The 11,546-nt window shown below is 61.6% G+C and carries 13 protein-coding genes; 7 read left to right on the plus strand and 6 right to left on the minus strand.

Features of this window, described 5'->3' with window-relative positions; all coding sequences use genetic code 11:
* Positions 1–453: NUDIX domain-containing protein (locus B3H86_RS05140; protein WP_292051646.1), on the plus strand; the 453-nt coding region annotated here is incomplete at its 5' end.
* 63 nt (positions 454–516) lie between these two features.
* Here B3H86_RS05140 and B3H86_RS05145 read toward each other — a convergent pair.
* Positions 517–1,104 (minus strand): hypothetical protein, encoded by a 588-nt coding sequence (locus B3H86_RS05145; protein ID WP_292051647.1) that lies wholly within the window; start codon positions 1,102–1,104, stop codon positions 517–519.
* A 127-nt stretch (positions 1,105–1,231) separates the two neighbouring features.
* On the opposite strand from B3H86_RS05145, the gene rpmG reads away from it, so the two are divergent.
* Positions 1,232–1,399, plus strand: a complete 168-nt coding sequence (gene rpmG / locus B3H86_RS05150; RefSeq protein WP_003164451.1) for a 50S ribosomal protein L33 — start codon at positions 1,232–1,234, stop codon at positions 1,397–1,399.
* Between the two features lie 126 nt (positions 1,400–1,525).
* Here rpmG and B3H86_RS05155 read toward each other — a convergent pair whose 3' ends face one another.
* Complete coding sequence (locus B3H86_RS05155; RefSeq protein ID WP_292051650.1) at positions 1,526–2,887, minus strand: PleD family two-component system response regulator; 1,362 nt, start codon at positions 2,885–2,887, stop codon at positions 1,526–1,528.
* A gap of 3 nt (positions 2,888–2,890) precedes the next feature.
* Positions 2,891–3,259: a response regulator gene (locus B3H86_RS05160; protein ID WP_292051652.1), complete on the minus strand. Its 369-nt coding sequence runs from the start codon at positions 3,257–3,259 to the stop codon at positions 2,891–2,893.
* 113 nt (positions 3,260–3,372) lie between these two features.
* On the opposite strand from B3H86_RS05160, the gene B3H86_RS05165 reads away from it, so the two are divergent.
* From B3H86_RS05165 to B3H86_RS05180, 4 genes are all read left to right on the plus strand, one after another.
* The gene (locus B3H86_RS05165; RefSeq protein ID WP_409450255.1) at positions 3,373–4,638 is read left to right on the plus strand and encodes a DNA polymerase IV; all 1,266 of its coding nucleotides are present in this window, start codon (positions 3,373–3,375) and stop codon (positions 4,636–4,638) included.
* Between the two features lie 90 nt (positions 4,639–4,728).
* Positions 4,729–5,187, plus strand: a complete 459-nt coding sequence (locus B3H86_RS05170; protein WP_292051655.1) for a RidA family protein — start codon at positions 4,729–4,731, stop codon at positions 5,185–5,187.
* Entirely contained in the window at positions 5,184–6,329 is a 1,146-nt protein-coding gene (locus B3H86_RS05175; RefSeq protein ID WP_292051657.1) for a GNAT family N-acetyltransferase, read from the plus strand. The genes B3H86_RS05170 and B3H86_RS05175 overlap by 4 nt, the downstream gene beginning before the upstream one ends.
* Before the next feature lie 83 nt (positions 6,330–6,412).
* Positions 6,413–6,718 (plus strand): CsbD family protein, encoded by a 306-nt coding sequence (locus tag B3H86_RS05180; RefSeq protein ID WP_292051660.1) that lies wholly within the window; start codon positions 6,413–6,415, stop codon positions 6,716–6,718.
* Between the two features lie 73 nt (positions 6,719–6,791).
* Here B3H86_RS05180 and clpA read toward each other — a convergent pair whose 3' ends face one another.
* The 3 genes from clpA to B3H86_RS05195 form a co-directional block, all read right to left on the minus strand.
* Positions 6,792–9,095 carry an ATP-dependent Clp protease ATP-binding subunit ClpA gene (clpA, locus tag B3H86_RS05185; protein WP_292051662.1) on the minus strand — a complete coding sequence of 768 codons (2,304 nt, stop codon included), beginning with the start codon at positions 9,093–9,095 and terminating at the stop codon, positions 6,792–6,794.
* A 12-nt stretch (positions 9,096–9,107) separates the two neighbouring features.
* Complete coding sequence (clpS, locus tag B3H86_RS05190; protein WP_292051665.1) at positions 9,108–9,449, minus strand: ATP-dependent Clp protease adapter ClpS; 342 nt, start codon at positions 9,447–9,449, stop codon at positions 9,108–9,110.
* Between the two features lie 248 nt (positions 9,450–9,697).
* Positions 9,698–10,168, minus strand: coding sequence for a phasin family protein (locus B3H86_RS05195; protein WP_292051667.1), 471 nt, complete (start codon positions 10,166–10,168; stop codon positions 9,698–9,700).
* Between the two features lie 382 nt (positions 10,169–10,550).
* Between B3H86_RS05195 and B3H86_RS05200 the strand changes: the two genes are divergently transcribed.
* The coding region (locus B3H86_RS05200) for a D-alanyl-D-alanine carboxypeptidase family protein (protein ID WP_292051669.1) at positions 10,551–11,546 on the plus strand (996 nt) is incomplete at its 3' end.

Below are 11,546 nucleotides of genomic sequence, written 5' to 3' on the forward strand. Positions count from 1 at the left end.
AAAAGGAACCTCCCCGCCCGCCGCGCCCGTGCGCTGGCCCTGACGGCCATCCGCGAGACGTTCGAGGAAACGGGCCTGATCCTTGGCCGCAGCGCCCCTGCGGCCTCGGTGGTCGGGCCGTGGCGCGAATACCGTCAGGCCGGTGCCCTGCCCGACCTGTCAGCCGTGACCTATATCGCCCGCGCCATCACGCCGCCGGGCCGCACGCGCCGTTTCGACGCGCGTTTCTTCACGGCCCCTATCGAAGCCCTGCGTGATCCCGACAATATCGTCAGTTCCGGCGAGTTGGACGAAATCGCATGGCTGCCCATTGAGCAGGCCATAAAACTGGAGTTGCCCTCCATCACCCGTTTCGTTCTGGGCGAGGCCCTGGAGCGGATGGAGAACCCGAACCGGCCCATCCCCTTCGTGCGGATGCTGCACGGCCAGCACCGGATCGAGCGGCGCGACTGACGCCATTGAAAAAGCCGCCGGATCATCTCCGGCGGCTTTTCATTGATCGGCTGTGACTGCGGCCTATTCGACCACCGGCTTGGTCAGGTCGAACTCGACACGGAAGTGGCGGCCGGTCGGGCGGCGCAGTTCATAGACATAGGTCTGGGTCGGGTGGACCTCGACGGCCCAGATGTTGGTGTTGGACGCCGAGGAGTTGTTCGCCGTGAACAGGTCGATCGATTCCTGATCCACCGGAAACTCCTGACGCTTGGGCGAGCCGTTGTTGGCCGTCTCGCCGCCGTACCAGTGCAGGGTGTGGGCGGTGCCGTCGGGATCGCGGTGGTCGTGCTTCAGGCGCAGGCCGTTGTCCGTGCGGGTAATGAACCATGTGCGCGAATGGTCATCGCCGACCCAGAAGGGGATGCGAATCTCGTTCGTCTCGCAGTCACGCACATGCATCAGCAGGCGTTTGCCGGCAAAATCACCGTCCGTCGGCCCGGGATTGATCACCTTGCCCTCGAATCGTTGGCCGCACAGGGTCGCCAGATTCGCAAAAAAGGCGTCCTGCTCCGGCGCCGATTCCATAGCAGCGATCGGTGAAGCGGCGGCTAAAACGCTGAAAACAGCGGCAGAAATGGCGAAAGCGGGTGCATTTTTGGTCATTTTCATGCTAAAAGCGTAGCTCATTACGGCGAGTGCTCAACGTGGCATTCCGCCCGTTGACTTTGGCGCGTGGCGGAGTATGTTCCGCGCCTTCCATTTCAAGCGGCTTTCGCCGTCGCAGAGGTTTATTCCGATGGCCAAACCGGCTTCGATCAAGATCCGTCTGAACTCCACCGCCGACACCGGCTTCTTCTACGTCACCAAGAAGAACGCCCGTACCATGACCGAAAAAATGGTCGTGAAGAAGTACGATCCGGTCGTGCGCAAGCACGTCGAGTTCAAAGAAGGCAAGATCAAGTAAGACCCTGCCCTGCGTGATGCAGGGCGGCTCTTTCAGCCTATAAAAAACGCCCGACTTTTCATTCAGTCGGGCGTTTTTCCATGCCTGCCATCCTGCGCGCCCTTCATGGCAACGGGCCAAGCGGTATCAGGCGACGCGGATCACCACCTGATCGCGCCCCTTGGCCTTGGCCTCATAGACCCCCTGATCGGCGCGCTTCAGCAATGTCTCGGGGGTATCCCCGGGTACAGAGGCCGCCACCCCCACCGATACAGTCACCATCAGTCCCTCGCCCATCCCCTTGGCGCGGAAGGGCTCGCGGCTGACATCGCGGCGGATGCGCTGGGCGATCCGCTCCGCATCTTCCAGAGATGTGCCCGGCATGATGACGACGAACTCCTCGCCGCCCAGACGGCACGGCAGATCGACAGCCCGCACATTGGTGGCCAGACGCACCGCAAACTCGCGTAGCACCTCATCGCCCGCATCGTGGCCAAAGCTGTCGTTGATCTGCTTGAAGTGATCCAGATCAAGGATCAGGGCCGCAATCGTATCCCCGCCGTGGTTGGCCCGTGCCACCATCGACTGGAGCTGGCTGGTCATATAGCGGCGGTTATGAAGCCCCGTCAGCACGTCGGTGACGGCGGCCTCCAGATTTCGCTCCAGCCGCTCGCGCAGGAAGTCGGTGTAACGCTTGCGTTTCACCTGGGTGAAGGTGCGCACCGAAAGTTCGTCCGGATCGACAGGCAGGGCGACAATATCGTTGGCCCCCAGTTCCAGCGCCTTAACCAGACGGGGCCGGTCCTCCATATCCACTATGGTCAGGACGGGCAGGTTCCGGGTCGCTTCGCGCGCACGAAGGTGCGCCAGCAGGCGCAGACCGTCGAACCCCTTTGTCGCTGCGTTGATGATCAACAGATCGACGCCGGTCATGGGCGAGCCCAGCTCGCTGCCATTGCTGCCCACACGCATGGGGCGGTGCACCTTGCCCAGTTCCGCCAGCAGACGCTCGGCCTGAACGTCGTTGTCATCCACCAGAAGGATACGGCCACCCGTTCCGTGCAGACGCTCGACCGACGAATCGCCGATACCGATCCGGCGCACGCTCTCCTCGCGTTCGCGCAGTTCGTCGGTGACGATTTTCAGGCGCGACAGGCTGCGCACGCGCGCCATCAGCACCACATCGTCGAGCGGCTTGCTGAGGAAATCGTCGGCACCGGCTTCCAGCCCGCGAATACGGTCCTCGCGGCCATCCAGAGCCGTGACCAGCACCACCGGAATGTGCCGCGTGGCCGGATCGTCCTTCAGCTTACGGCAGGTCTCGAAGCCGTCCATGTTCGGCATCATGACGTCCAGCAGGATCAGGTCCGGCTGTTCGGTACGGGCGATTTCCAGCGCAGACGAGCCATCCCGGCAGGTCAGGACATCATAATATTCGATGGTCAGCTTGGCTTCGAGCAGACGGACATTGGTATCAACGTCGTCCACCACCAGAATGCGGGCGCTCATGCGCTAGCCTTCCAAGTGCTGCCTGACAGTATCGAGGAAGGTGGTGACCGAGATAGGTTTGGAAATATAAGCTTCACAGCCGCCCTGTCTGATGCGCTCTTCATCACCCTTCATAGCAAAGGCTGTGACTGCAATTACAGGGATATTGCTAAGCTCTTCGTCTTCTTTGATCCATTTTGTCACTTCCAGTCCCGAAATCTCGGGCAATTGGATATCCATAAGGATCAAATCGGGGCGATGCGCGCGGGCAAGTTGAAGCGCCTGCATTCCCTCGCGGGTCTGCAGGGTTTCGTAGCCCTGAGATTCGAGCAGATCATGAAAGAGTTTCATGTTCAGCTCGTTATCCTCGACGATGAGGACTTTCTTGGACATCCGACACCTTGTCGCTTCGGTGAAAGCCTGCCGCAAATAGGCTATAAGGCTCTTCGAAACCGAACTTGCCCTGCTCAGTCTTAAGCTGACGTGAAGGCGAAACCCTCCGGAGCATGAATCTGTCCATCCAGAGTCTCTGTCGTGATTGCCTGAAGACAGGAGAGACGCCACAGCGCCGCTGCCCGTCATGCGGTTCTCCACGCCTGATCAATCATGCGGAACTGGGGCAGCTGACGATGGCGCATCTGGACTGTGACGCCTTCTATGCCTCGGTGGAAAAGCGCGATCGCCCCGAACTGCGCGACAAGCCGGTCATCATCGGCGGGGGCAAGCGTGGGGTCGTCTCCACCGCCTGCTACGTCGCCCGCCTTTATGGCGTCGGCAGCGCCATGCCCATGTTCAAGGCGCTGAAAGCCTGTCCCGAAGCGGTCGTCATCAAGCCCGACTTCGCCAAATACCAGCATGAAAGCGCCCGCATTTTCGGCGCGGTCGCAAAGCTGACCCCTCTGGTACAGACCCTGTCGCTGGACGAGGCGTGGATCGACCTGTCCGGGACCGAGCGGCTGAACGGCGGCTCGGCGGCATGGCAGTTGGCCCGCCTGCAGAAATGGATCGAGGACGAGGTTGGCCTGACGGTTTCCATCGGCCTCGCTCCCAACCGCTTTCTGGCGAAAATCGCGTCCGAACTGGACAAGCCGCGCGGTTTCTCGGTCATCGGCAATGCCGAGGCCAAGGCGCTGCTGGCCCCGCGTCCTGTTAAAATCCTTCCCGGCGTCGGGCCGGTGTTCAGCCAGCAGCTACGCTCCGACGGCTTTGCCACCGTGGGTGATCTGGCCAATGCCGATGTGAAGGACCTGATCCGCCGCTATGGCGAAAGCGGCCTTCGCCTGCACGAGCTTAGCCACGCCCGCGACAGCCGCCCCGTGAACCCAGAGCATGACCGCAAGGGCATGAGTGCCGAGACCACCTTCAACGAGGACCTGACAACGCAGGAGGCGCTGGAAGCAGAGCTGTGGCCCCTGTGCGAAAAGCTGGCAAGCAAGGCCCGCCGCGATGGCGTGTCCAGCCGCGTGATCGTGCTGAAACTGCGCCGCACGGACTTCAAGCACATCACCCGCCGCATCACCCTGCCCGATCCGGTGCAGACGGCGCGGGCACTGTTCAATGCGGGGCGCGACCTGCTGAAACCCGAACTGGGCATCCCCTATCGCCTGATCGGTATCGGCATGGCCGATGTGGTCGATGCCCATGACGCACCCGCGGGTCTGTTCCAGACCGAAGAAACCCGCGCCCTGAAAACCGAAACCGCCATCGACGCGCTCAGGGCCAAATTCGGCTCCAACGCCGTGATCGCCGGACGTGCGCTGAAGAAACCCTGATCGATTTCGATCAACTCGGGTGACGTAGGGGCAGACAGACACCCTGCCCCGCGCTACATCCCTGTCCGACCCCATTATCTGGAGATTGATATGAGCATCGAAGCCCGCCTTACCGAACTCGGCATCACCCTGCCGGAGCCCGCCAAGCCGGTTGCCTCCTATGTCTCCTATGTCCGCTCGGGCAACACCCTGACCATCTCGGGTCAGCTGTCGAACGATGCCAATGGCGGCATCAAGGGTACTGTCGGCGTCGACGTCACGCCGGAAGAGGCCCAGAAGGCCGCCCGCCTGTGCGGTCTGAACCTGATCGCCCAGATCAAGGCCGCTCTGGATGGCGATCTGGATCGCGTGGTCCGCATCGTGAAACTGGGCGGCTTCGTGCAAGCCGGTCCGGACTTCGAAGCCATTCCGGGCGTCATCAACGGCACCTCGGACCTGATGGTCGAAGTGTTCGGCGATGCCGGCAAACACGCCCGCTCGGCTGTTGGCGTATACAAGCTGCCGCTGGGCTTCGCCGTCGAAGTGGACGCCATCGTCGAGGTGAAGTGAGCCTGAAGCTTCAGGTTCACGGCGGGGTCGCCAGTGTCGGGCGCGAGACTTGGGACAGTCTCGCAGCTCCGACGGGCGACCCTTTCGTCACATATGATTTTCTGGATGCCTGCGAGGCGTCCGGCAGTGCCGTGCCCGAACAGGGATGGGCACCGCGCCACCTGACCCTGCACGCCGAAGACGGCACCGTTGTCGGGGCCATGCCCCTCTATCTGAAGGGGCACAGTCAGGGCGAATATGTTTTCGACCATTCATGGGCCGACGCCTATCAGCGGGCCGGTGGTCGTTATTACCCCAAACTGCTCTGCGCCATTCCCTTCACCCCCGCCACAGGGCCGCGACTGTTGGTGACGCAGGGGGCCGATGCCGACACCGTCCGTCAGGGGCTGATCCAGGGTGCGGTCATGCTGTGCGAGCAGATGGGCCTGTCATCCCTGCATGTAAACTTTCCCACCGAGGCCGAATGGTCGCTGATGGGCCAGCACAGGCTGCTGCAACGTCAGGACATCCAATACATCTGGCGCAATCAGGACTGGGCGACATTCGATGACTTCCTCGGCGCCCTGTCGGCCAGTCGCCGCAAGACCATCCGCCGCGAACGGCGCGAGGCGCAGGACGGGCTGGATATCCGCATCCTGACGGGGGCCGAGATCACCGAGGCCCACTTGGATGCCTTCTTCGCCTTCTATATGGATACCGGCGACCGCAAATGGGGCCGCCCCTATCTGACGCGCGACTTCTTCACGCGCGTCGGACGCACGATGGCCGACAGGATCGCGCTGGTCATGGCTTTCGACGATGACAGGCCGGTCGCGGGGGCGATCAACTTTATCGGACGCGATGCCCTTTACGGTCGGCAGTGGGGCACCTTGATCGACAAGCCCTTCCTGCATTTCGAGCTTTGCTACTATCAGGCCATAGAGTTCGCGCTGAAACACGGCCTGTCGCGGGTCGAGGCGGGCGCGCAGGGCGAGCACAAGATCGCGCGCGGTTACCTGCCCTCACCGGTCTATTCGGCCCATTTTATTTCTGATACGGCACTGGCCGATCCGGTCGCGCGCTACCTGCAACAGGAAGGCCCCGCCGTCGCCGCCGAGCGCGACGCCATGACGCGGGAATTATCGCCCTTCAAACAGATCTAGAACGTTAACAAATCGGAACTCTTGGCTCTCGCATACGCTTGTAAGCGTGGAACCCCTTTCTCCTCACAAAAGGATATCGAGCCATGACCGACCAACGTATCGAAGGCACTATCGACCAAGTCGAAGGCAAGGTGAAAAGCGGCCTGGGCAACCTGACCGGCGACACCAAGCTTAAGGTTGAAGGCGCCGCCAAAGAAGCTGGCGGTCGTGCCAAGGCTGCCTATGGCCGCGTCATCGACGGTCTGGACGGTATCGCCGACAAGGCTCCGGCCGACCTGCGCGAGCCGGCCAAGAAGGGCCTTGAGTTCGCCCGCAACAAGCCGCTTCTAACCACCGGCATCGTGGCGGGTCTGGCTGTCCTGCTCAGCGGTATCGGCCGCAAGCGCTAAGCCAGAACGCCCCTAAAGAGAAAGGCCCGCATCGGATGATGCGGGCCTTTTTATTTGCCGAAGAGGCGACCGATCAGGCCGTCTCTTCTTCCTCTTCCTTGGAGGGGGTGCCGCCGCCAGCGGTGATGTCGAAGGCGATCTTGCCGTCCTTCAGCTCCACCTTGACGTGACCACCCCGGCTGAGGTCGCCGAACAGGATGTCGTTGGCCAGCGGCTTCTTGATGTGTTCCTGGATGACACGGGCCAGCGGACGTGCGCCATACAGTTCATCAAAGCCGTTCTTGGCCAGCCAATCCGCCGCATCGTCCGAAAGCTCGATGGTGATGTTGCGGTCCGCCAGTTGGGCCTCCAGTTCGATGACGAACTTGTTGACCACCGAACGGATGGTGTCCGAAGCCAGCGGCTTGAACGCCACCACGGCATCCAGACGGTTGCGGAACTCGGGCGTGAACAGGCGCTGGATGGCCTTTTCGTCCTCGCCCTCGACCTTGGAGCGGCCAAAGCCGATGGCGTTGCGGGCATTGTCCGCCGCACCGGCGTTGGTCGTCATGATCAGGATGACATTGCGGAAGTCGACCTTCTTGCCCACTGCATCCGTCAGCGAACCATTGTCCATGACCTGCAGCAGGATGTTGTAGATGTCGGGGTGTGCCTTCTCGATCTCGTCGAGCAGCACGACCGAGTGCGGGTGCTGGTCCACGGCATCGGTCAGCAGACCGCCCTGATCGTGACCGACATAGCCCGGAGGCGCGCCGATCAGACGGCTGACCGTGTGGCGCTCCATATATTCGGACATGTCGAAGCGCTGCATCTCGATGCCGAGCGTGGCGGCGAGCTGCTTGGCGACTTCGGTCTTGCCGACGCCGGTCGGGCCACTGAACAGGAAGGAGCCGATCGGCTTGTTCGGATCACGCAGACCCGCACGCGCCAGCTTCATCGCCGCCGAGACCTGTTCGATGGCGTCCTCCTGACCATAGACCACGCGCTTCAGATCGGCTTCCAGCTCACGCAGGGCCTCGGTGTCGGACTTGGACACCGACTTGGGCGGGATGCGGGCCATCTTGGCGATGACGGCCTCGATCTCCTTGGTGCCCAAGGTCTTCTTGCGCTTGTTCTCCGGCAGCAGCATCTGCGAGGCACCGGCCTCGTCGATCACGTCAATCGCCTTGTCCGGCAGCTTGCGGTCGGTGATGTAGCGCGCCGACAGGTCCACCGCCGCGCGGATGGCCGCATCGGTGAACTTCAGCTTGTGGTGCTCCTCATAGGTCGATTTCAGACCCTTGAGGATTTTCACCGTGTCTTCGAGGGTCGGCTCGTTGACGTCGATCTTCTGGAAGCGACGGACCAGAGCGCGGTCCTTTTCGAAGTGCTGGCGATATTCTTTGTAGGTGGTCGAACCCATGCAGCGCAGCGTGCCCGACGCCAGCGCCGGTTTCAGCAGGTTGGACGCATCCATCGCCCCGCCCGACGTCGCACCCGCACCGATGACGGTGTGGATCTCGTCGATGAACAGGATGGCGTTCTCATGGTTTTCCAACTCCTTGACCACCTGTTTCAGGCGCTCTTCGAAGTCACCGCGATAACGCGTACCCGCCAGAAGCGAGCCCATGTCGAGCGAGAAGATGGTCGCGCCCTTCAGCACGTCCGGCACTTCGTCGGCTTCGATCTTGCGGGCCAGACCCTCCGCGATGGCCGTCTTGCCGACGCCGGGATCGCCGACCAGCAACGGGTTGTTCTTGGTGCGGCGGCACAGGATCTGGATCGAGCGGTCCACCTCGGCCTGACGCCCGATCAGCGGATCGATCCGGCCTTCGCGCGCCTTTTCGTTCAGGTTGACGCAATAGGCCTCCAGCGCCTCGCCGCCCTGTTTGACGACCGCACCGTCTTCGGTTTCCTCAAGGCTGGCGCCACGCGTCGGTCGCGTCTCGCTGGCGCCCGGCTTCTTGGCGATGCCGTGGGCAATGAAGTTGACCGCGTCATAGCGGGTCATGTCCTGCTGTTGCAGGAAATAGGCCGCGTGGCTTTCACGTTCGGAGAAGATGGCCACGAGCACATTGGCTCCGGTCACTTCCTCGCGGCCCGAGGACTGGACATGGATGACCGCCCGCTGGATGACGCGCTGGAAGCCCGCCGTGGGCTTTGCATCGTCACCATCCGCCGTCGCCAGCGCCGCCAGGTCATTATCGACATAGTGGGACAGCGAACTGCGTAGCGTGGTCAAATCGACGTTGCACGCCTCCATCACGGCGGCCGCGTCGCGGTCGTCGATCAGGGCCCAGAGCAGATGCTCCAGCGTGGCATATTCATGCCGGCGCTGGTTTGCATAGGTCACTGCGCGGTGGAGCGTCTCTTCGAGAGGACGGGAAAATGACGGCATGAAAGGCTCCTCTCAGTCCTTTTCCATGGTGCATTGCAACGGGTGTTGATGACGACGCGCGGTCTCCGTCACCTGGGCGACCTTGGTTTCGGCCACCTCGTATGTGTAGACCCCGCACACCCCGACCCCGAACTGATGGACGTGCATCATGATCCGGGTCGCGTCTTCACGGCTCTTCTGGAAGAACCGCTCAAGGACATAGACGACGAATTCCATCGGCGTGTAGTCGTCGTTCAGGATCAGCACCCGATAGAGCGAGGGCCGCTGAACTTTCGGCTTTGTCTCGGTGACGACCGCCGCGCCTGCACCACCGGCTGCGCCTTGGCCCTGTTCACCTGACCGCTTGATTGGCATTCGAAGTCCGTCTGTTTAGTCGTTGCTACTCAAAGATAGGGAATGATGCCCTGAATTGAAGGTTCGTCCAGTCAACGATGATGTGACCAAGCGTACTCTGGATATGTTACTGCTCTGCTTAATCCGCATAACAACGTTAGGTTTCAAATATAGCCACGCTAAGTCCCGCCTCCCCGCCCCGGCTGTGACAAAGAAAAAGCCCCGGCGCAGGCACCGGGGCTCTTCTTTTAGTCAGTCGCTATGGGAGGTTAGCGAACCGACTGGAAGCTTTCGACAACGGCGCTGACGCGCGAGTTGATCGGCTGGAAGCTGTCCTTGACCGAGGCGGTCAGGGTTTCGGTCGTCTGGTTCAGGTGAGCCAGATAGGCTTCGGCCGACGACTTGGCCCAAGCCGATTGCAGTTCAACCAGCTCTTGCAGCGAACGGGCCTGAGCCAGCGATTGAGCAGCCTGGACGTTGTCTTCCCAGGTCTTCTTGCCATAGGCCAGAACCTGCTGCGACAGGGCCTCGGCGCCCTTCTGGGCGGCGGCGGCGCTTTCGACCACAGCTTCAAGGTTCTTCTTGCCGTGGGCGTTCAGCTCGGTGAACGAGCTGATCGAGCGGTCAACGCCTTCCTTGAAGGCCTTGGTGCTGGCATTGTGAACAGCTTCGGCCTGAGCCTTGGCTTTGGCAGCGGTCTGCTCAACGGTTTTCTTTACAGTCTCGGTCGCGTCAGTCATCGCATAGGCTCCAAATGCGTTGTGGAGGGGGCGCAAAGCGCAGGCATGCCTCGCCCGCAGAGAACAATGATTTCTATTTCGCACTTGCGAAGAGAAAAATCAAGGGTCTTTGTTGCAGTGCAACATGACAATAATGGGTCATGCCGCAGCGATCCGACGGCAAGCGTCACCATTATTTGAAGGCGAACAATCGGTTGTCATCCCGCTCAAGCCACAATCACGGGTTCACGAAGACAGTGTTTTCAAGTTAAAGATTACGGCTCAGGCAATGATTGACGCAGCATTAACTGTGTCGAAACACCTGTCCGGTCATGGTGTAACCTTATCCGGCGTATTGGCTTCACCTCCAATGCTCCACAGTGAAAAGGCTTAGTAGCTGCTGATGAACGCCTCCATTCTCCGCAAGCCACTCCTGCTCAGCGCCCTTCTGGTGGGCAGCTCTCTGGTGCCGACGGTTGGCCAGACGCCCCCCGTGGCCCAGTCGGGTGACAACACCAAATATGCGTCTGTCGTGCTCGATGCGGCTTCCGGCGAGGTTCTGTTCTCGCGCTTTGCCGACGAGCGCCGCTATCCGGCATCCATCACCAAGGTCATGACACTGTATCTGGTGTTCGAGGCCCTGGAGGACGGTCGCGTCAAACTGACGGACCAATTGACGGTATCGCCTCGCGCCGCGGCCCAGCCGCCCTCGAAATTGGGCCTTGCCGCCGGTCAGACCATCAGCCTCGATGATGCCATGCGCGCCACCGCCGTGCGCAGCGCCAACGACATGGCTGTCGTTCTGGCCGAAGCCGTCGCCGGCAATGAATCCGAATTCACCTCTCGCATGACCGCCAAGGCCCGCGAGCTGGGTATGCACCACACCCGCTTCACCACGGCGAACGGCCTGCCCGACACCCGTCAGGCCACCACCGCCAATGATCTGGCGATCCTGAGCCGGGCCGTGATGCGCGACTACCCGCAGTACTACCGCTATCTCGGCATCAAGGACTGGTACTACAACGGTCGCGACTACCGTAACACCAACGGCCTGCTGGCGGTGGGCAATGGCTATGACGGCATCAAGACCGGCTTCACCAATGCCTCGGGCTACAACCTGTCCGCCTCGGCGGTGCGCGACAACAAACGTCTGATCACCATCGTCATGGGTGGCCGCTCGACCGCCAGCCGCAACGCCCACGTCGCCGAGCTGATGGATACCGGCTTCGAGCTTCAGCAGCGTCGCGAGCGCGGTGAGCGTATTGCCTCGACCCAGGGCTTCTTCGAACAGCGCGGCTATGGCATTTCGGCCGCTCCGGTTGCCTATGCCTCTGCGACCACCGAGGGCGAAGGCCGCCCCTATCTGGCCGAAAGCAATGACGTGGCGCTTGTCTCCGCA

The sequence above is a fragment of the Brevundimonas sp. UBA5866 genome (assembly GCF_002432125.1).
In the GTDB taxonomy this organism is placed as follows: Bacteria; Pseudomonadota; Alphaproteobacteria; order Caulobacterales; family Caulobacteraceae; genus Brevundimonas.